At 70.6% G+C, this 20,433-nt stretch carries 17 protein-coding genes and 1 tRNA gene; 10 read left to right on the forward strand and 8 right to left on the reverse strand.

The window, feature by feature from the left end; genetic code table 11:
* The first annotated feature begins 6 nt into the window (after positions 1-6).
* The 6 genes from ACIA5D_RS17200 (at position 7) to ACIA5D_RS17225 (ending at position 4,116) form a co-directional block, all read left to right on the forward strand.
* A tRNA-Gly gene (locus ACIA5D_RS17200) sits at positions 7-79 on the forward strand.
* Between the two features lie 80 nt (positions 80-159).
* Positions 160-879 (forward strand): ATP-binding cassette domain-containing protein, encoded by a 720-nt coding sequence (locus tag ACIA5D_RS17205; RefSeq protein ID WP_396030903.1) that lies wholly within the window; start codon positions 160-162, stop codon positions 877-879.
* Positions 876-1,595, forward strand: coding sequence for a hypothetical protein (locus tag ACIA5D_RS17210; protein ID WP_396030904.1), 720 nt, complete (start codon positions 876-878; stop codon positions 1,593-1,595). The genes ACIA5D_RS17205 and ACIA5D_RS17210 overlap by 4 nt, the downstream gene beginning before the upstream one ends.
* Positions 1,592-2,740: a sensor histidine kinase gene (locus ACIA5D_RS17215; RefSeq protein WP_396030905.1), complete on the forward strand. Its 1,149-nt coding sequence runs from the start codon at positions 1,592-1,594 to the stop codon at positions 2,738-2,740. Before ACIA5D_RS17210 ends, ACIA5D_RS17215 begins: the two co-directional genes overlap by 4 nt.
* Positions 2,737-3,408, forward strand: coding sequence for a response regulator (locus ACIA5D_RS17220; RefSeq protein ID WP_396030906.1), 672 nt, complete (start codon positions 2,737-2,739; stop codon positions 3,406-3,408). Before ACIA5D_RS17215 ends, ACIA5D_RS17220 begins: the two co-directional genes overlap by 4 nt.
* Positions 3,409-3,531: 123 nt before the next feature.
* Positions 3,532-4,116: a peptidase inhibitor family I36 protein gene (locus ACIA5D_RS17225; RefSeq protein WP_396030907.1), complete on the forward strand. Its 585-nt coding sequence runs from the start codon at positions 3,532-3,534 to the stop codon at positions 4,114-4,116.
* Positions 4,117-4,123: 7 nt separating this feature from the next.
* On the opposite strand, the gene ACIA5D_RS17230 is transcribed toward ACIA5D_RS17225, so the two are convergent.
* The 7 genes from ACIA5D_RS17230 to ACIA5D_RS17260 form a co-directional block, all read right to left on the reverse strand.
* Complete coding sequence (locus ACIA5D_RS17230) at positions 4,124-4,768, reverse strand: GNAT family N-acetyltransferase (protein WP_396030908.1); 645 nt, start codon at positions 4,766-4,768, stop codon at positions 4,124-4,126.
* Between the two features lie 55 nt (positions 4,769-4,823).
* Entirely contained in the window at positions 4,824-5,831 is a 1,008-nt protein-coding gene (locus tag ACIA5D_RS17235) for a LacI family DNA-binding transcriptional regulator (protein WP_396030909.1), read from the reverse strand.
* Positions 5,832-5,893: 62 nt separating this feature from the next.
* A complete protein-coding gene (locus ACIA5D_RS17240) occupies positions 5,894-7,600 on the reverse strand; it encodes a hypothetical protein (protein WP_396030910.1) in 1,707 nt (568 codons plus the stop codon).
* A gap of 21 nt (positions 7,601-7,621) precedes the next feature.
* On the reverse strand, positions 7,622-9,514 hold the full coding sequence (locus ACIA5D_RS17245) for a glycoside hydrolase family 127 protein (protein WP_396030911.1): 1,893 nt from the start codon (positions 9,512-9,514) through the stop codon (positions 7,622-7,624).
* An 8-nt stretch (positions 9,515-9,522) separates the two neighbouring features.
* Positions 9,523-10,332 (reverse strand): carbohydrate ABC transporter permease, encoded by an 810-nt coding sequence (locus ACIA5D_RS17250; RefSeq protein WP_396030912.1) that lies wholly within the window; start codon positions 10,330-10,332, stop codon positions 9,523-9,525.
* Complete coding sequence (locus ACIA5D_RS17255; protein ID WP_396031007.1) at positions 10,329-11,258, reverse strand: carbohydrate ABC transporter permease; 930 nt, start codon at positions 11,256-11,258, stop codon at positions 10,329-10,331. Before ACIA5D_RS17255 ends, ACIA5D_RS17250 begins: the two co-directional genes overlap by 4 nt.
* A gap of 5 nt (positions 11,259-11,263) precedes the next feature.
* A complete protein-coding gene (locus tag ACIA5D_RS17260) occupies positions 11,264-12,523 on the reverse strand; it encodes an extracellular solute-binding protein (protein WP_396030913.1) in 1,260 nt (419 codons plus the stop codon).
* 168 nt (positions 12,524-12,691) lie between these two features.
* Between ACIA5D_RS17260 and ACIA5D_RS17265 the strand changes: the two genes are divergently transcribed.
* Positions 12,692-13,699, forward strand: coding sequence for a LacI family DNA-binding transcriptional regulator (locus ACIA5D_RS17265; RefSeq protein ID WP_396031008.1), 1,008 nt, complete (start codon positions 12,692-12,694; stop codon positions 13,697-13,699).
* A gap of 253 nt (positions 13,700-13,952) precedes the next feature.
* On the opposite strand, the gene ACIA5D_RS17270 is transcribed toward ACIA5D_RS17265, so the two are convergent.
* Positions 13,953-14,810 carry a hypothetical protein gene (locus ACIA5D_RS17270; protein ID WP_396030914.1) on the reverse strand — a complete coding sequence of 286 codons (858 nt, stop codon included), beginning with the start codon at positions 14,808-14,810 and terminating at the stop codon, positions 13,953-13,955.
* On the opposite strand from ACIA5D_RS17270, the gene ACIA5D_RS17275 reads away from it, so the two are divergent.
* Genes ACIA5D_RS17275 through ACIA5D_RS17285 form a run of 3 tightly spaced genes read left to right on the forward strand, consistent with a single transcriptional unit; the run spans position 14,798 to position 20,290 of the window.
* Positions 14,798-16,183 carry a DUF4145 domain-containing protein gene (locus ACIA5D_RS17275; protein ID WP_396030915.1) on the forward strand — a complete coding sequence of 462 codons (1,386 nt, stop codon included), beginning with the start codon at positions 14,798-14,800 and terminating at the stop codon, positions 16,181-16,183. The genes ACIA5D_RS17270 and ACIA5D_RS17275 overlap by 13 nt on opposite strands.
* On the forward strand, positions 16,170-19,097 hold the full coding sequence (locus ACIA5D_RS17280; protein ID WP_396030916.1) for a DEAD/DEAH box helicase: 2,928 nt from the start codon (positions 16,170-16,172) through the stop codon (positions 19,095-19,097). The genes ACIA5D_RS17275 and ACIA5D_RS17280 overlap by 14 nt, the downstream gene beginning before the upstream one ends.
* Positions 19,094-20,290 (forward strand): hypothetical protein, encoded by a 1,197-nt coding sequence (locus ACIA5D_RS17285; RefSeq protein WP_396030917.1) that lies wholly within the window; start codon positions 19,094-19,096, stop codon positions 20,288-20,290. Before ACIA5D_RS17280 ends, ACIA5D_RS17285 begins: the two co-directional genes overlap by 4 nt.
* Positions 20,291-20,433: the final 143 nt, after the last annotated feature.

Genomic DNA, 20,433 nt, shown 5'->3' on the forward strand with positions numbered 1-20,433 from the left:
CTCATCGCGGACGTAGCGCAGCTGGTAGCGCATCACCTTGCCAAGGTGAGGGTCGCGGGTTCGAATCCCGTCGTCCGCTCTCTTCTCATCCTCGAGTCGAATGCGGAAGTCCGTCCGCCGACCGATGACCGCGAGATCCGGGTGAACGAGCCTGAGATCATGACAGACAAGCACACGCTGGTCGCTGACGGGCTGACCAAACGCTACGGCCGGGTCACCGCCGTGGCCGACATGTCCTTCACCGTACGATCCGGGGCCGTCACCGGCTTCTTCGGGCCGAACGGCGCGGGCAAGACCACGGCGCTGAAGATGCTCGTCGGGCTGGCCCGCCCGACGGCCGGGCGAGCGTTCGTCAACGGCGCGCCGGTCGATTCCATGATCCCGGATGCGCGGGTCATCGGGGTGTACATCGAGCCGTGCGGCGCGCATCCGGGCCGCAGCGGCCGCGCCCACCTGCGCACCCTGGCCACGCTGTCCGGTCTGCCGCGGGCTCGCGTCGACGAGGTGCTCACCATCGTCGGTCTCGGGGAGGCCGGACGCCGGCGGGTGGGGAAGTACTCGATGGGCATGCGCCAGCGACTCGGTCTGGCGGCCGCGCTGCTGGGCGACCCGCAGATCCTGGTGCTGGACGAGCCGGTGAACGGCCTCGACCCCCGCGGCATCGCCTGGCTGCGCACGCTGCTGCGGGAGCAGGCCGCTCTCGGCCGGACGGTGCTGCTCTCCAGCCACGTGCTCAGCGAGGCGGCGCAGACGGTCGACGATGTCGTCGTGGTCGACCAGGGTCGTGTCGTTCACCAGGGCGCGTTGAGCGATCTCGAAGGCCGTGGCGAGTCGCTCGAGCTGGCGTACCTCAACCTGACGGGCGGTGCGCAGTCGTGATCGCCCTGTTGCGAGGCGAGCTCGGGAAGACGCTCAGCACCCGTACCGTCGCCGCCTTTCTGCTGGGTGGGGTTGGGTTTTCCCTGCTCAACGCCGTGCTCGTCGCCGAAGCGTCCGGAACCCTTGGCAGCGCGAGCCAGAAGCAGGAGGCCTTGACGACCCTGCCGATCCTGCTGGTGGTCTGGGGTCTGGTCGGCGCGGCCGGCGAGTACCGGCACCGCACGGCGGCCCCGGCGGCGCTGGTGGCCCGGCGTGGGCGCGCCACGCTGCTGCTGGCCCGGCTGACCGCGTACGGCGTGACCGGTCTCGGGCTGGGGGCGGTGATGACCGGCGCCGCCCTGGCCCTGGGCCTGCCGCTGCTGCGCGACCAGCCCGGCCCCGACCTCGACCTCACGCAGATCGGCTCGATCGCGGCCGCGAATCTTGCCGCCTGCGTGCTGTCCGCGATCATGGGAGCCGCGATCGGCGCCCTCATCCGCAGCCAGATCGTCGGGGTGGTCGTCCTGCTGGTGCTGAACTTCGCGGTGATCCCGCTGGTCGCCGGGGCGCAGGAGGGCCTCGCGAACCTCACGCCGTTCGGGGCGTCGTCGATCCTCTCCGGCATGACGCACGACACGACGCTGTCGGTCGCCGCCGCCGGCGCCGTCCTGGCCGTGTGGACGGTCATCGTGGCGGTCGGCGCGCTGGCCGGCGAACGCCGGCGCGACCTGGCATGACAAGTACGAGCCTGCTCCAGGCCGCCGCCCGCCTGCCACTCGTCCGATGGACGTGGGCCAGGCGGGCGGCGGCCCTCGACATCATCGTGGCCGCTGTCACGACCGGCGTCGAGATCGGCCTTCTCGTCGACGGCTGGCCGGGCGTGACCGCGACCGCCATCGTTCTCACGGTCCTCGCCGGGGCGCTGCTGACGGTGCGGCGCCGGCTGCCCCTGCTCGTCCTGGCCGGGACGGGCGCGCTGGCCGCGGTGCTGGTGGCGCTGGACGCCTACCCGGGCGGCGCGCCGGTGATCGTCGCCATGTACACCGTGGCCGAGCTCCGCGAGCGGCGGCTGTCACTGCTCGTGCTCCTGCCCACCGCGGTCCTGCTGCAGGCCGGCTCGATCAGTTCGCCGCCGATCGCGATCGGGGCCTGGGCGCTCGGCGCGTACGTACAGACCCGTCGCCGGTACACCGCCGCGCTCGAGGAGCGGGCCGCTCAGCTCGAGCGTGAACGCGACCAGTTGAACGAGATCGCGGCGCAGCAGGAGCGGGCCTCGATCGCCCGTGAGCTGCACGACATCGTGGCACACTCGGTGACCGTGATGCTGCTCGGCGTGCGGGGCGCCCGCGACGTCGTCCGGACCTCGCCCGAGGTCGCCGACGAAACGCTGCGCGGCGTCGAGGGAGCCGGTGAGGAGAGCATCGCCGAGCTGCGCCGCATCCTGGCCGTGCTCCGGAGTCCGGACGACATCGCCGAGGTCCGCCCGGCGCCGGCGTTGGCGCAGCTGGGAGAGCTGGTCGCCGGGTACCGGACGGCCGGGCTGCCCGTGGAACTGCGGATCGAAGGACAGGCGCGGGCGCTGGCCGGCGGCGTCGAGCTGTCGGTGTACCGGATCGTCGAGGAGGCCCTGACCAACGTGCTCAAGCATGCCCGGCCGAGCGCTGTCGTCGTCATACTGCGGTTCCACCCGTCGACGCTGGACGTCGAGATCGAAGACGACGGCGCCGTACCTGCGCCCCTCGAGCGGACACCCGGACCTGGGCACGGCATTCCGGGGATGCGCGAACGCGTCCTGGCCCTGGGCGGTGTGTTCGAGGCGCGGGAACGCGCCGGCGGCGGCTTCCGGGTAGGCGCCCGGCTCCCGATCGACGGCCCGGCGTGAGCATCCGGATCCTCGTCGCCGACGACCAGGAACTGGTCCGGACCGGCCTGCGCCTGGTCCTGCAGGCGTACGACGACCTGGACGTCATCGCGGAGGCCGCGGACGGGCAGCAGGCGCTGGAACTGGCGGAGAAGCTTCGTCCCGACGTGATCCTGATGGACGTCCGCATGCCGCGGATGGACGGCATCGAGGCGGTCGCGCTGCTCAGCGCGGCGGCCCTGGAACCGCCGCCGCGGGTGCTGATGCTGACCACCTTCGACCTGGACGAGTACGTGTTCGGGGCGCTGCGTGCGGGCGCCGCCGGATTCCTGCTCAAGGACGCCTCCCGCGAGCGGCTGGTCGACGCGATCCGGGTGGTCGACGCGGGTGAGGCGCTGCTGTCGCCGTCCGTCACGCGACGGCTGATCGAGGAGTTCGCCAGGCGCAGCGATCCGTTCCGCCCACCGGACACGCTCCTGGAAGCGCTGACGGCGCGGGAGCGGGAAACCCTCGGCCTGGTCGCCCGCGGGCTGTCGAACACCGAGATCGCCGGGCGCCTGTTCGTCACCGAGGCCACCGTGAAGAGCCACGTCAGCAGCGTCCTGACCAAGCTCGGCCTTCGGGACCGGGTCCAGGCGGTGGTGTTCGCCTACGAACACGGCATCGTCGTCGCCGGCGAGGCCGGCTAGACCATCGGGCTGCACGGGTGAGTTGCGGGTTCCTGCAGCACCGTTGAGTGTGGACCGTCGTGCTGTTACACCAGGAGCGCGCCGGCTGCCACGGGGAAGCCGGACGACCCGAGGAGGATCGACATGATCCACGCACGACGACTCGCGGCGGCGCTGATCGCCGCGCTGACCCTGGTGGCGGTGAGCGCCACTCGCGCCGACGCCACTCCGCTGCAAGCGCTGAGCAAGGACCAGATACTCGACCGGCTGGGCCGGTCGGCGGGCTCCGCCGCCGAGCTGAAGCAGCAGATCGCGTTGCAGCTGCGCTACTCGCCGGGCGGCGTGCAGACCGCGCCGAACGAGGTCTCCTACGACGGCGGGAAGTTCGTCGTCACGTACGCGATGCCCGGCGCGGTCACCGCCCTCGCGAATCCCGACGACTGCCCGTTCGACTGGTTCTGCTTCTACGACAACTACGAGTACGGCTATCCGCGGGGCAAGCTGAGCTCGTGCGGGTGGCAGGACCTCGCCAAATACAAGTGGAACGACCGCACGGCATCCGTGCACAACGCCGTCGACGACATCGTCGACTTCTACAACCACCAGGACTACGGCCACCCCGAGTGGGGTCATGCCCTCGACGAGCACCTGTTCACCGCGGTCGAATACGGGCGCATCCCGTACGTGCTCTACCCCGACCAGGCCGACCACGTGATCCGCCGCTGCTGACTCGGTTCTAACCGATGCCGAGGACGGGCAGGCACTCCTCGACGCCGGTCAGCTCGATGTCGTCCCGGCGGACCCGCTCCCACGCGTCCCGGGTGAGCCGCCACTGCTGGATCCGCGCGGGCTCGCCGCGGCGGGTGTCCCAGTCGGTGCCGTTCGGTTCGTAGCCCAGGCCAAGGGAAACGCGGTTGGACGCCTCGTTGTCGACGAAGGCGTCGCTGCCGGCTTCGCGTGCGCCCAGCCCGGCGAAGGCCAGCTGCAGGATCGCCGCCCGCATCTCCTTGCCGAGCCCCTGTCCGCGGCGGCCGGGGGCCAGCCACGAGAAGCTGGACACCGTGCCGAACCGCGTGAAGTTCTTGCCGATGAGGTCCTGCATGCCGACCGGCTCGCCGTCGACAAGTACGGCGAAGTACAGCCGCCACGCATCCGCGCTCATCCGGCCGCGGCCGGCCCAGACACCGCGCAGCCAACGCCATTCGCGTTCGGGGCTGTCGGCGTAGAACGAGATCGGGTCGTCGAACGGCCACGGCTCGGCGTCGGCGACCCCGGCCCGCACGAGCGGCACGAGACGTTCCAGCAGTTCGTCGGACGCGCCGGCCAGCGTCAGGCGCGGCGTGCGGACTTCGACGTTCAGCGGGGGATAGGTGTGTGCCACGCCCGGACGGTAGCCAGCCCGCCCGGCCACCGCATCCGGTTTCCCTGGACAGAACCTAAGCCGCGACGGTCGAGTCGCGGATCACCAGCTTGGCGGGGTGCGGGTGGAGACCGGGGGAGGGGTTGCCGTCGATGGCCTGGAGCAGCAGCCCGGCGGCGGCGCGGCCCAGCCCCTCGAGGTCCATGTCGATGCTGGTCAGCGGCGGCCGGCTGGCCAGCGCGATCACGTCCCAGTTGTCGAAGCCGGCCAGCGCGACGTCTTGCGGGACGCGACGGCCGGCCTCGCGCAGGGTGTCGGCGGCGCCGCGGGCGATCTGGTCGCTGCCGCAGACCACGGCGTCGAAGCCGACCTTCTGGGCCAGGAGCAGGCCGACCGCCTGACGGCCCCAGGACTCGCTCCACTCGCCGTGCAGCGGCGGGGTCACCAGCTCAAGGCCGTGCCCGGCGAGGCGCTCGGTCGTCGCGGTGGCCCGGACCCGGGCGGAGTGGTGGTGCTCGGGGCCGGTCACCACGGCGATGCGGCGGCGGCCGACGGTGAGCAGGTGGTCGATCGCGAGGCGGGCGCCGCCGGGCTCGTCGGGGACCACCGAGCAGTCGTCGGGTGAGGACGAGGCGAGGAACGCGTAGACGACCGGGACGCCGGAGGTGGCGGCCAGCGGCGGGCGGGTGCCGGCGCGGCGGCCGGTGACGATGATGCCGTCGACACGGCGGCCGAGCAGCGTGCGCAGGTGGTGCTGTTCGCGTATCGGGTCGTCGCGGGCGTCGCACAGCAGCACCGACATCTCGCCGGCGCCGAGCGTGTCTTCCGCGCCGATCAGCAGCGGGATGCTGAACCGGCCGATCGTGTCGGTGGTGATCATGCCGACCGTGTAGGTGCGGCCGGCGTGCAGGCTGCGGGCGGCGGGGTTGGGGCGGAAGTCGAGCTGGTCGGCGGCCTGGCGTACCCGGGCGATGGTGTCGGCCCGCAGGGAGCCCCGGCCGTTGAGCGCCTTCGACGCGGTGCCCACCGAGACGCCCGCCAGGGCAGCCACATCGCGGATGGTGGCGGTACGCGGCCGGTGCATGCCAGCAACGTACCGTGCGGGGAGGCCGGGGCCGCGCAGGCGGCCCCGGCCTCGTGAAAACATCAGGTCAGCTGGATGTAGTCCAGCTCGGCGTAGCCCGTGCCGCCGGCGAAGTGCGGCGCGCCCTTCGCGAGACGAATCACGTTGTATCCGGCGCGCAGCGTCACCGTCGTGCTCACTGTCGACCCGAAGACACCCCAGGCCGCCGTCGGCGGATAGCTGATCGTCGTCCATGCCCCGCCGTTGTAGGCGAGGCCTTGCGTAGCAGTGGCTCCGGTGGCGTTCGCATATCCCACCGTCATCGTGTACGCCCGGGCGGCCGGCACGTTCACGACGAAGTCGAGATAGCTGGCGCTGCGGGGATCGCCCGAGTTGTCGATCCGGCCCACGTAGCCGCCGTTGGAGGCGCTGGACGCGCTCAGCCGGGTGGCCCGGTAGACCGAGGCGTTCTCGGCCTCATAGCGCTGCTGATAAGCAGGCACCCCGCTGGTCGGCTGAACAACGAGGTGGTACGCCCGCCCGGCATCCATGTTGGGCACGGTCACCGTGATCGCGCCCCCGTTGACCGTGTACGTGGACGTCGAGATCGCGGTCGGCGCCGATACCGCCGTGAACCGCCCGGAGTTGGGCGCCGATTCGAGCGTCACGGAGACGGAGCTTCCCGACAGCCCGGTGACGCGTACGTAGTTGGTGCCGGACTCGTTGCCCACCACCGCGTTCACGATTTTCCGGGTGCTGTCGTAGGCCGCGAACCCGTCGAGGCCGGTCTGCGTGGCGGGCACCGTCTGCACCATGTTCCCGGCCATGTCGCCGTACCACTTGTAGGGCCACCACGTGCCGGTGGGCTGGCTGTTGTTCACGACGAGACCGTTGACCGTGCCGTACTCGTACCAGAAAGCTCGTTGTGCCGATTGGACCCCGGCCCGCTCGAGCTTCGCGATGTAGCTGGTGATCGAACCGGGGACGTCGACCTCGGTGGTCATCGCGTATTCGTTGATGACGATCGGCCGCGCGCTGATGCCGAGCGAGCTTTCGAGGGCGCGGTAGGCCGCCACGTGCGCGGCGATGCCGGACGGGCCGGAAAGTTCGTGCCAGACCACGACGTCGGGCACGGCGTTGTTCGCCTTCGCATAGGTCAGGAACGAGCTCATCGAGCTCTGGTTCCACGACGAGTAACCCGGTCCGGCGATGGGGGTGACCGTGTCGAGGGCCCGGATGCGCTGGAAGGTGCGGACCCAGCCCGCGTTCCACGACCCAGCCGCGGCGGTGTTCCACGTCCAGTCCGGCTCGTTCCAGACCTCCCAGGCCTGGATGTTGCTGACGCTCGTGGCGTTCAGCCGGGCCCGGACCATGGTGTCGACCTTGCCGAGCCAGTCGTCCCAGCTCACCCATTTGTAGGGGAAGTCGGGGTAGATGTCGGGCATCCGGACGATCTCGGCGGCGCCGACCCGGTCGGCCTGCGGCGCGACCAGCAGCGAGTCGCCGCCGGCCGGCTGGCCGTTCGGCTTCTGCCCGACGCCCGGTGCCGGCTGGGTGAGCGTGTTCATCCGGAGGGGGAGCAGGGTCGAGTCGGCGGGCCGGCCGTTCTCGGCCAGGGCGTACAGGCCGCCGGACGCGACGTGGGTGACGGGACGATAGGCGGTCCCGGCGTTGACGGTGAGGGTGGTGCCTGCCGCCTGTGCCGGGCTGGGGAGCGCACCGGCGGTGATGAGGGTGAGGACGGTCAGGGTCGCCGCGGACGCGGCTCGGCGCTGATTCTTCACTGGCACCTCGGGGATGTGAATGGGGATTTACGTCTCCCGTGCGGCGAGCGGGATCCAGACCCGCATGGGGCCGGGGGCCCGGTTCGCCCACAGGAAGTAGGGGATGGCCGGCGCGGTCACGGCGGTCTCGCCGGCGGTCTCGCCGGCGGGATGAGCGGCGAGCGGCTGGTAGAGCGCGTCCGAACTTTCCGGACGAGGGCGGAAACTGGCGTGGATGGCGGGGGCGAGCTCGTGCTCGCCGACGGAGAGCGGCGCGGAGGCGTCCAGTTCCCAGTCCTCGAACTCGACTCCGGCGGGGAGATCGGCGTGTTCCAGGCAGTAGACGACCGGCCCGCGGGTGAGAGCCGCGCTGGCACGCACCGCGTCGACCCGGGGGTGCGCGGCGACGAGGCGGGCCGGCATCGCGAGCAGAAGCGTCACGACGTCGCCGGCCTTCCACGACCGGGTGATGCGCAGATACCCCTCCTGGACCCCGGCGCGCACCAGCGACCCGTTCACCGTCAGCCGGGCGTCCTGGCACCACGCCGGCACCCGCAGCGCGAGCGTCCACGGCCCGTCGCCGGCCGCCTCGACGGTGATGTCGATCCGCTCGTCCCACGGATAGGAGGTGCGCACGCCGAGCCGGTAGGCGCCGGCCGTCACCGTCGCGGCGGAGTAGAGATGCAGCTGGATTCCCTTTTCCTGCCCCGTTGCCGCGTACGCCTGGAGCGAGGCCATCAGCCGGGCGAGATTCGGGGGGCAACAGGCACAGGAGTACCAGGTCAGCCGCTGCGACGGAGTGTCCTCATGGGAGCCGTCGTGACCCGTACGCAATTGCAGGGGGTTGGAATAGAAGAAGGACCGGCCGTCGCGGGCCGTGCTTCCCGCGATGCCGTTGTAGAGCACCCGTTCCATCTCGTCGGCGTACCGCGCCTTGCCGGTCGCGAGCAGCAGGCGCCAGGCGAGCTGGAAGCTCCCGATCGCCGCGCACGTCTCGGCGTAGGCGCGGTCCGGGGACAGCTCGTAGTTGTCGCCGAAGCCCTCGTCCTTGTGCCGTGACCCCATTCCGCCGGTGAGGTAGGTCTTGCCGGCCAGCGCCGACTCCCAGAGCCGCTCGGCCGCGGCCAGCAGCGCGGTTTTCCCGGTCTCCACGGCCACGTCGACGGCGCCCGCGAGGAGGTACATCTGCCGCACCGCGTGCCCGGTCGCCTCGTCCGCGTCGATCAGCGGCGTGTGGTCCTGCCAGTAGCGCGGCCCGAAGCGGCCCTCGCCCAGCAGGCCGTGCCCGCGCAGGGTGAGGAAGCGCTCGGCGAGCGACAGGTAGGGTGCGTGGCCGGTGAGCCGGTACAGCTCGACGAGCGCGGTCTCCACCTCGGGATGGCCGTCGATCAGGTCCTCGCCGCCGGCCCCGAAACGGCGAACGAGCAGGTCGGCGAACCGGCGCGCCACGGTGACCAGCTGCGGGGCGCCGGCGGTCCGCGCCGCCGCGACGGCGGCCTGGATCAGATGCCCGGCGGTGTACATCTCGTGGCTGAACCCGAGGTCGCTCCACTGCTCGTCGCGGTGGTCGAGCTGATAGTACGAGTTCAGGTACCCGTCGGCGTCCTGTGCCTTCTCGAGAAGCGCCGCGATGTCGGTCATCCATTCCGTTGACCCGCCGGATCGGCCGGTCTCCCAGGCCATCGCCTCGAGGGTCTTGTAGACATCCGTGTCGGCGAACCACATCCCGGCGAATTTCGCGTCGGAGTCGCCGGTGACCCGGCGCAGGTTCGCGAGGTTGCCGTACGCGGCCAGCTGGTCGAGGCAGTGCGGCAGCGTGGCGGACGCGTTGCGCTCCTGCCAGCCGCCGAGCAGCCCGCCGGGGTCGAGCCGGACGGCGTCGAGCGGCAGCGGGCGCAGCGCGGCGAGCGCCGACGGGGTGGGCGCGGCGGGGCCTTCCATGTGGATCCTCAATCTTTCACGGCGCCGGCCGTGACGCCGGCGGCCACGTAGCGCTGTGCCAGGATGAGCAGCAGCGTTGCGGGGATGGAGGCGATGACGGCGGTGGCCATGATCGCGTTCCATTGCTGGTTGTTGTTGCCGATGTAGTGGTAGATGCCGAGGGTGATGGGCTGGCGGGTGCCGCCGCCGTCGAGGGTGGTGGCGAAGATGAAGTCGGACCAGGCCCAGAGGAACGCGAACAGGCTGACGGTGACGATCGCGTTGCGGCTGACGGGCAGGACGACCGATCGGAAGGTTCGCCAGGTCCCGGCGCCGTCGATCTTCGCGGCGTTGAGGAGTTCGGCCGGGATGCCGGACATGAACGCGGTGAAGATCAGGACCCCGAAGGGTACGGCGATGGTCGAGTCGGCCAGGACCAGGCCGGCGGCGCTGTTGAGCACGCCGAGCTTGAGGTAGATGGCGTAGAAGCCCATCGCCATGATGATGCCGGGGATCATCTGGGCCATCAGCAGGACGAAGCTGAGCACGCCGCCGCCGCGAGGCCGCAACTTGGCCAGCGAGTAGCCGGCCGGCGCGGAGAGAGCCACGGTCAGCACAACGGTGCCGAGCCCGATCAGCAGGCTGGTGCCGAGATAGGGGCCCTGCTGGTCGAGTACGGCCCGGTAGCCCTCGAGGGTGCCATGCACCGGGAAGAGGTAGGGCGGGTCGTGCCGCATGTCGGTGTCCTTGGTGAAGGACACGTTGATCATCCAGTAGACCGGGAAGAGCATGATCGCGGTGAGCACGAGGGCGATGCCGGTCTTCACGCGGCTTCTCATGACATGGCCTTGCGCTGGGTCCGGATGTAGAGCAGCCCGAAGATCAGCGCCATGATGATCAGCAGGTTGCCGACGGCCGCGCCCGGCCCGAACTGGGGCAGCAGGTTGCCGAAGCTCAGCTTGTAGGACCAGGTGGCGAAGGTGGTCGAGGCGTCGGTCGGCCCGCCCTTCGTCATGATCCAGATGATGTCGAAGACCTTGAGCGTGTAGACCAGCCCGAGCAGCAGGGTGATCGCCGAGACCGGGCGCAGCAGCGGGAACGTGACGCGCCAGAACCGTTGCCAGCCGCTGGCGCCGTCGAGGGCGGCCGCTTCGTAGATGTCGCTCGGGATGGCCTGCAGGCCGCTGTAGAGCACGACGAGGTTGAACGGGATGCCGATCCAGACGTTCGCGATGATGACGGAAGTGAGCGCCCATTGTGGGGACGTCAGCCAGTTAACTTCCGGGATGCCTACGCTGTGGAGGAGGGCGTTGAGCACCCCCGAATCGCTGTTCAGCATCCACGACCAGGTCGACGAACTGACGATCAACGGCAGCAGCCACGGTACGAGGAACAGCGCGCGTAACGTGGCCGAGAGCCGGAAGTTCTGGGCGAAGAACACCGCCAGGGCCATCCCGATGCTGAACTGGAAGATCAGTGATACGCCGGTGAAGACCACGGTGTGGGTCAGCGCCGGCCAGAACGTCGGGTTGTCGATGACGGCCCGGTAGTTGTCGAGGCCGCTGAACGGGGCCCCGCCTTGTACGAACGAGCGGACCGTGTACTTGTGCAGGCTCAGGTCGAGGTTGCGGTAGAGCGGGTACGCGTAGAACGCGACCAGGTAGATCACGACCGGGGCGAGGAATCCCCAGGCCGCCCACTGGCCGCTGCTGCGGCGGGGCGCCCGCGCCGGGGCGGCGGAGGCCACCTCGGCGCGGGTCAGCACGTCGGTCACTTGGTGGCCGCGGCGGCGGCGGTCTGCGCCGCCGTCAGGGCTTGCTGCGGCTGCTTGCTGCCGGACAGCGCGGCCTGGAACGCCGTCCACAGCTGCTCGGAGATCTTCGGATACTTGGTGCCGAGGTTGTCGCTGGTGCGGCCCTTCGCGGCGCCGACCGCCTCGACCCACACCTTCAGCTCCGGGTTCGCCGCGACCTGCTTGGCCTGAACCGCCGCGGTGGCCGCCACGTACGACAGGGTCGTGTCCGTGGTGAGCGCGTTGCCCTCGTTCGTCAGACACTTGATGATCTTCTCGCTGGTGGCGTACCGGCCGGTGTCGTTCTGCACCGGCGCGGTCACGAACTCGCCGCCGGTGGGGGCCGGGGCGGTTCCGCCGGCCTGCGAGGGGATCGCGATGATCCCGTACTCGAAGCCGGTCTTCTTGGCGTTGGCCAGCTGCCACGTACCGTTCTCACTGAACGCGAAGTCGCCGCTGGCGAACTCCTGCCAGCTCGTGGTCTGCGTGTTGTTGAGCACCGAGTTGGGCGCGTAGCCCTTCTTGAGCCAGTCGCTCCACAACGTCAGCGACGCCACCCCCTGCGCCGAGTCGAGCTGGGTCAGCTGCGCACCCGAGCCCCAGAACCACGGCAAAAACTGGAACGAGCCCTCCTCGGTGCCGATCGCCGAGAACGTGATGCCCTTCTTCCCGGCCGCCTTCACCTTCTCGAGCGCGGCGGTCAGACCCGCCCAGTCCTTCACCGTGGCCGGGTCGACCTTGGCCGCGTCCAGGACCTTCTTGTTGTAGTAGAGGGCCAGGGTGTTGGCGCCGATCGGGACGCCGTACGTCTTGCCGTCGAGCTGGCCCGCGGCGAGCAGGTTGGGCTCGATCGCCGAGGTGTCGATCTTGGTGTCGTCGGTGGTGGTGAGCACGCCCGCCTCCGCGAGGGTGGACACGACCGGGTTGTCGACGATCAGCACGTCGGGGGAGTTGCCCTGCTGGGCGGCGAGCAGGGCCTTGTTGGTGAGGTCGGTGGTGTCGTAGCCGGTGCGCTTGACGGTGGCGCCGGCGTCGGTGCCGCATTTCTGCAGCAGCTTCACCCAGTCGGAGGAGTCGTCGAACTGGGGGTACGGATCCCAGATGTTGTAGGTGCCACCTGCGCTGCTGTTGCCGCTGTCGCCGGCTTTGTCGTCGTTGGAGCAGGCGGTCATGCCGACCGCGAGGGACAGGGCGGCGACGGCGCCCAGGCCGCGCCGGACACGGCGGGAGAGGGTCATATTCGGGTACCCCTTGGTTTCCGAGGAGGAAGAAACGGAAGGAAAACGATTGCCCTGACGCTAGGGAGCCTCTTGCAACGCTGTCAAGAGGAAGTTACGGTCTGATTGCCGGGCGCGGGTTTTGCCGCCGCCGGCGAGTTAGGAAACGGGGAGGAAACACTGGGAACCATCGATCGCGCCGCCACCATCAGCGAGGTCGCGGCCCTCGCCGGAGTCTCCCCGGGGACCGCCTCCAAGGCTCTCAACGGTCGCGGCGCCCTGCGCCCCGAGACCCGCCGGCGCGTGCAGGATGCCGCCGAGCAGCTGGGTTTCGTCGCCAACGCCGCGGCCCGCAGCCTCCAGGCCGGCCGCACGTACACGGTTGGCATGATCACCACTGACAGTATCGGCCGCTTCAGCATCCCGCTGCTGATCGGCGCCGAGGACGCGCTGGGCGCCGGCCAGGTGTCGGTCTTCCTCTGCGACGCCCGCGACGACCCGATCCGCGAGCAGTACTACCTGCGCACGCTGCTCGGCCGCCAGGTGGACGGCATCATCGTGACCGGCCGCCGCACCCAGGCCCGCCCGCCCATCGGCCAGTCGTTGCCAGTGCCCGTGGTCTACGCGTTCATCAGCTCGACCGACGCCGCCGCCTGCTCGGTGGTCCCGGACGAGGCGGACGGCGCCCGTCGCGCGATCGAGCACCTGCTGGCCATCGGCCGTCGCCGCATCGCCCACGTGACCGGCCCCGAGCACCACCACTCCGCCACGGTCCGCGCCTCGGCCGCCCTGCACGCCCTGTCATCGGCGGGCCTGGAGCCGGCCGCGCCCGTCCTGTTCGGTGAGTGGAGCGAGGCGTGGGGCCGCCAGGCCGCCGGCATCCTGCTGTCCACCCACGCCGACGTCGACGCCGTCTTCTGCGGCAGCGACCAGATCGCCCGCGGCCTGGCCGAGGCGCTGCAGGAATCGGGCCGCCGGGTCCCGCACGACATCGCCCTGATCGGCTTCGACAACTGGGACGTCATGGTCGACGGGTGCCGGCCGGCGCTCACCAGCATCGACATGGACCTGGAGGGCATCGGCCGCACGGCCGCCGAGCTGCTGCTGGCCGCCATCAACGGCGAGCCCGCGCACGGCCGTCGCGCCCTGCCCGGTCGCCTCGTGCCCAGGGCCTCGACGGCGGTGCATCCGGCTTAGAGTCGGCACAGGCCAAACGGTGCTCACCACCCGCAAGTTCCGCAACGTACGGTTGGGAGACCAGCAGGTCTGGGCGCTCCATCCGGCAGGTCGCCGCAGCAATCGTCAAGGCCATAGAGGCCCAAAGACCCACGCAGCCGTACCCCGTGAGCAGCAACACGCCGATCGTGTTCGCCCTCCGCCGGGTGGCGCCGAGGTCGCTCGCCGAGAAGCTCACCCACCGCCGCCACGACCTCCGGCGATGAGGTGAAGCTCAGCACCACCCGAACCTGGTGTCGATCCCGTCGCCGATGATCGTGACGTGCCGGTACCACCCCGGCGCCGGCGCGTTCAGCACGGCGACCTCGGGCAACGTCAGGCCCCGCCGCCGGACGCTGCCGAGGAACGCGAGCGCCTGCTCGGGTTGCAGCCACGCAATGGGATAGCCGGCGTTGTCGGCCGGGCCGAAGCGAGGCGCCGTGACACTCCGGCTGACAATCGCCGGAATGACATCTATGTGCGGCAGATAGGCACGCAGCCGGGCGGCTCCGAAGCTGACGCGTTCGACGGTTTGCTGGTCGCCCTCGACGTCGGCGGCAATGACGAATGCGCCGGTCGGCCCGGCAATCACGAGATCGATGGTTTGCGGAATCCGATCGTCCGGCAACAGATTTTCGATCACCCATGTTCCCGGTGGATAGGCCCTCCGGATCGCCTCGACGCGGAGAGAGCCCAGGGTGATCCCACGCCATCGCGCCGCCGCGGTTTCCGGATCCGGCTCGGCGGCCTCCGTGCCCGCGCCGAGTCGGTTGCGGAGCAGACCCGACAGCCACGGAAGTCCGGTGACCACCACCACGGCACCGGAAGGCGCGGGTAGTTCTCGCGGTTCCGACGTGGAGTCGGCCAGGCAGACGAACGGATGCACCGGACGATCCGGGCCGAGCCGTCCGGCCAGGGCCTGGCGGCCGGCGTCGGCGATCCGGACAGCCGCGGCGCAGTCGCCACTTGCAATAACCGAATACCATTCACGATAAATGACGGATAACCGACTCTCCGCCGGGTCGAAGTGGGCGCTATCCTGCACTGCTTCGCCGTTCTTGATCTTTTCCGAGGGGTGCCGTGACGGATCCATTGCTCGAGTTCATCGCTGATTCGCCGAACTTCGCCTATCTCGCCCCGCACTCGGTGGAGCTCGCAGGCGACGGCGCTTCGGCGGAGGCCTACGTCGATGTGGATCCGGATGCGGCGCTGGCCCGAGCCCGGCGATTCGGCGAGACCGCCATCGATCTGCTTCTGCTCCACTTCGGGCAGTCACCCCAGGGCAAAGACAACAAGAGAATGAACTTCGAAGCTCGGATAATTCGCCTGAAAAAGGCCGGAATCTTTCCGGCGAATCTCGAGTCGGATGTCACGCTGCTCCGCGAGCGGGGCAACGAGGCCGTACACGACTATCTCCGTGACCGGGAGATGGCAGCGAAGGCGGTGCGCGTGTGCTTCGACCTCGGGCGCTGGTGGCACCGACTGGCCACCGGCCGCGAGGCCGACCTGACCTTCACCCCGCCGGCTCCCCGCGCCACCCCGCGTGAGCTGCTTAAACAGCTGGATAGCGAACTCAGCGCGCTGCGGGCCGAGCGCAACGCGGCCGCACCGGTCGTCACCATCGGGCCGGCCGCGCCCGACCCGGACCGATGGCGGGCCGGTTCGATCGTCGCGGACTCCTACGTGGTCTACGAACCGGTTGCCCGGACCACGGCCGACGACGGCTCCTGGACGCTGCTGGAGGCGGACGGACGGGGCAGGGGCACGCGAGCCGAGCCGGTGCGGCTAAGGGCCGTGCGCGCGGACTGCTCGCGGGCGGCGCTGCGCATGGTCGAGGGCCTCGATGTGCAGGCGGCCTACCTCAAAAAACGGAAACGGCTGCTTGCTCAGCGGACGGACGGTTCGCAGCACACCACGGTTGCCGCACGGCCGGCGGGATCGACGTGGCGGCAGACGTTCGGCGGCGGCGAGCAGCCGCTCGACCCGCTGGTGGTTCCGCTGGCAGTGAACGCCCTGGCCGCGGTCGCCGAGGCCCTCGCCGATCTGCACCGCGCCGGGGCGGCCCACCGGGCGCTGAACGGCGAATCCATCCTCGTCACCCTGACCGGGCGGCGGGGCGAGCTCCGCGATCTTGGGCTGGCCTGGTGGCCACCGTTGCGGGAGGAGGGCGGCGAATACCGTGCACCGGAGCAAAGGTCCGCGGTGCTGGGTCGGGCCGGCCCGCCGGCGGACGTCTACCAGCTCGCCGCGCTGCTGTGGCACACCTGCGTCGGCGCACGCCAGGTGACGGGGCACACGCCGCCGCTGAGCCTGCTGCTGCCGGGCTTTCCGCTGGCACTCGAACGCCTCCTCGCTCAAGCCCTCGCCACCGATCCGGCGATGCGGCCCGCCGCCGCCGCCTTCGCCTCCGGGCTGCGGCAGGGCCGGGACATGCTGGCGACGGGAGCCGTCGATGGTCACCAGTAACGTGTCGATCCCCGGGCCCCTGGTGCTCGTCTACTCGGGAACGTTCGTCACCGATCTGGAGAACCGCCTCATGCCGTTCCTCCAGGAGGTCGACGGACTGGCCCGCGGCGGCCTGCTGCCGGTGACGCTGGAGGTGACGCGGCAGGGAGGCTGGAGGATGGCGGTGTATGCCGCCCGCTATGTCGCCTGGCTCTACCCCACCCGCGCCGAGGACGCGTACAAGGTCGGACACGCCGCGCGACGCCAGTTCCGGGACGAGGGCCGCCTGGTCGAGCGCGCCCTGATGATGCATTGCGCGGGCGGCATCCGCGCCTTCCCCGACCTCAGGGCCGTCAACGGGGAACGGTCCGCCGGCCGGCTGGCTCCCGGGGCACGGTACGGCGAGTACCTCTGGCGGGAATGGAAAGCGGCCGGCAAGGCGCAGGCGCCGGAGCCCGTCCCGGATCGGCGACTCGACCAGCTCGAGCGGGTGGTCGAGGCGAGCCAGGAGATCGAAGCGAAGAGGTACGCGGCGATGCCGCCGTACCACTATGTCTCTCGCTCCGCCACGGTGGCGCAACGCCGTTCGGAGCGCGCGGTCTACCGGTTCCGGATTCCCCACGGTGATCTGCCGGCGGTGAACACGATGATCTACCTGGGTGACTCGGCACGCGTGCGTGGCAAGGTGTTCCGGGTCGAGGGCCGGGACGTGACGGTTCGCTTCGAGCCGGGCGCCGACTACGGCAGCATCGACGAGCAGGGCATCATGCGGCCGTTGCCGAGCGATCGCATCTTCCGGGCGCAGCGCGACGCGATCGCACAGCTCCGCGAGAGACGGATGGTCAACCCGGCGCTTGCCGAAACGCTGCTGTCCGCCCGGTACCAGCCGTTCCAGGTGACCACCCGAGCGGAACCCGGCACGAACCTGGATCCGTTTCAACGTGACGTGTTCCGCCGGGCGCTCGACGTGCCGGACGTCCTCAACGTCCTCGGACCGCCGGGCGCGGGGAAGACCACCACCATCGTCGAGGTGGTCAAGTCCTCGGTGGCCCTGGGCCGGCGCGTCCTGATCACGTCGCACACGCATCGCGCGGTCGACAACGTGCTGGAGGGCCTGCCGCCGGATCTCGCGGTGGTTCGCATCGGCAGCGAGGACAACATCGGCGCCCAGGTCCGGTCGTTGTCGTCCGAGAGCCGGGCCGCGACCGTACGACGGGAGATCCTCGACGACACCGCCCTGTTCGACGCCTTGTCCAAGGTGGACGACCAGCGGCCGGTCTTGGATCGGTGCCTCGGCCACCTGCGGTCGGCCATCGACCAGGCCGGCGCCGCCCACGCCGAACTCGGCCGCCTGGAGACCGCCCTCGCCGCCGCGGTGGAGCTGGCGTGCGGGCCGCTGCGGTTGCAGCTGGGCCAGGCGGAGTCCGGCCTGGCCCGGCATCGCGCGGCCGCCGAGGCGGGTGCGGCGGCTCTCGTCCGCGCCGAGCGGCGGGCGCAGCGGGCACAGGCCAAGGTCGATGCGGGCGCCGCCTTCGTCGCTGTCTGGCGGTGGCTCCTTGCTCGCCGGCTTCGCCGCGCGGACCGGCTCCGTGCGGACGTGGGCCTGTCGATGGCCGCGGCCGGCCGCGCCGAAGCGACGCTGCGAGATCTCCGAGGCCGGGCCGAACGGGTGGCGGCCGACGATCCGCAGGTTGCCCACCTCCGCGTCGAGCGTGCCCACATCCAGCAGAAGCTTGCCGGCGTGTGGCCCGAGCTGACTCGGACGGGCGAGTTCCTGCGAAGCCTGTTCCAGGCCGTGGCGGCGATACCTCCCCCGCCCGCGGGGCAGTCACCGGCCGACTGGACCGCGTTCCACCAGTGGTGCGAATGGGCACGGACCACCGCCGACCGGCGCCTGGCCGTCCTGACCGACTGGCGGCAGCGGGTCGGCGACCTCGGCGACGAGCTGGAACGCGAGGTCGCCCGTTACGCCCAGGTGGTCGGCGCCACCTGCATCGGCACCGAGACGTCCGCCCTCATCTCCGACCTCGAGTTCGACCTGGCGGTCGTGGACGAGGCTGGCCAGATCTCGACCCCCAACCTGCTGGTCCCCCTGGTCCGATCACGGCGCGCGATGCTCGTCGGCGACCACAACCAGCTGCCGCCGTTCCTCGACGAAGAGGTCCGGGAATGGGCCGGCGGGGACCCGGAGGCCGAGCAGCTCGGCACGCTGGTCGCCCGCAGCGGCTTCGAGCTGCTGTTCCGCTCGGCGCCCGAAGCCAACGCACGAGTGCTGCGCAAACAGCGCCGAATGCCGGTGGAGATAGCCGAATTCGTATCCACCGCCTTCTACTTCGGGCAACTCGAGACCGAACATCCCGGCGGCATCGGGGACGCGGTCTTCCGATCGCCGTTCGCCATGGTCGACATGTCGGACCAGGAAGCGGCGCAGCGGCGGGAGACGGCGATGAACGGGCGCGGGGCGTCGACCCGCCGGGGATACCGCAACGAGGCGGAGGCGGCGATGATCGTCGAGCTGATCGCGGCACTGTCCGGGCAATATCGTGACTGGGCGGTGATCGTGCCGTACAACGCGCAGAAGGAGCTGATCGCGCGTCGGCTGGCCGCGGAGCTCGGCCCCGCGGCGGTGGAGGGCAACATCGGCAGCGTCGACTCGTTCCAAGGCGGCGAGCGCGACCTCATCGTCTTCGGTTTCACGCGCAGTAATTCCCGCGGTGGCGTCGGATTCCTGCGGGAGCTCCGCCGCTTCAACGTCGCGATCACCCGGGCCCGGCGCCAGCTCGTCCTCGTCGGCGACTTGCATACCCTGCTCGCCGGGGACGAGAGGTTCCACGACCTCATGCGGGACATGAAGGCGCACCTGGACCGGACCGGCGACCGCCGCCCGTCCGCCGAGGTGGCGGCGGCTCTCGCGGCGTGCCGGGAGCGCTCGTGAAGCGGCTGATCTACCCGGCGACCCGGGCCGTTGAGCACGCCGCCTCTCTGCCCGGCGTACGCCCGATCCGGCTGTTCCCGCTGCTGTGGCCGCTGTGGCAGGTGGAGACCAGCGCGGAGGTCCACGAGCGGCAGGACTTCGAGGTCATCGACCACTTCGTCATGCGAGCCATCGGCGAGTGCGACATCCGGGAGCGGGACGCGCTGGTCGCCTTCCTCAACCTTCCGGCCGGCCTCGTCGACCGGTGCCTCGCCTTTCTCGCCACCATCCGGCAGGTCTCGCGGAACGGGCCGGCGGTGGAGCTGACCCCGCTGGGCCGGCAGTCGCTGAGCGCCGGCGTCCGCCTCGTCCCCACCACCAGCCGGTTGACGATCTTGCTCGAGCGGCAGTCCGGGCGGCCTCTGCCCGCCGCGTACTACGGCGACCGGGTGACGGTGCTCGACACTGCCGAGATCGAGGACGGGCAGCTGGCGGACCGCTCCCGGTTCCTGCAGGTCTTCACCACCGCGCCGTATCGGCCGGACTTCGTGGGCGAGATCGAGCAGGATCCGGAGCGGGCGGACTTCAACCTGCCCGGCCGGCTGCAGAACCTGCGCGTCGTAGGGGTGCGGGAGGGCTACCTGCCGAGCTACCTGGTCGAGACGGCCGATCACCGGATCCTCGCGTATACCGGGCTGGCCGAGGCGCGCGACGAGTTCCTCGAGCAGGTCTGCACCGAGATGCAGCTCGAGCACCTGATCGAGGCGAAACGCATCCGCCCGCCGCGGGAGGTCTGGCAGGAGTGGCTCGCTGCCCCGACGCCCTACGCCGGTGGCAAACTGGTCGAATCCGCAGAGGGCTGGCACGTGGCGATGGCCGCGTCGGCCGTCGGCGACCCGCCCCGCATCCCGCCGGTACGCATCGGCTCATACCAGTTCCGCGACAACCTCGTCATCCGCGTGTGGTGCGACGACCGGGAGACCCGGCGGCGGGCTTTGCTCGAACGCTCGCTCGGCATCGCCACGCTGCCCGACGTCACGTCGGTACCGGAGCTCGAGGCCCGTACCAGCCGGCTGGCCGACAGCCTGGACGTGGCCACGGTCAGCGTGACAGAGATGCGCGATCATGCCGTGAAGATGAGCGACGACCGGCGCCTGCAGCGACTGAACCACCTGCTCGGCGATCGGCGAGCCATGCCCGGCGAGCCGTTCTAGTTTGTTGGCGGCCTCCTCGAGTTCGGCGGCGGTGCGCAAGTCGGCGGGTGGCGGCATAAACGCCGCAGGGCCAGGGCCAGCTGCAGGCGCAGCCGCCGTGGGGCTCGCGGATCGGCCAGCCCAGGAGGTGTTCGGCGGCGACA

This window comes from Actinoplanes sp. NPDC051513 (assembly GCF_044454685.1).
Classification (GTDB): Bacteria; Actinomycetota; Actinomycetes; order Mycobacteriales; family Micromonosporaceae; genus Actinoplanes.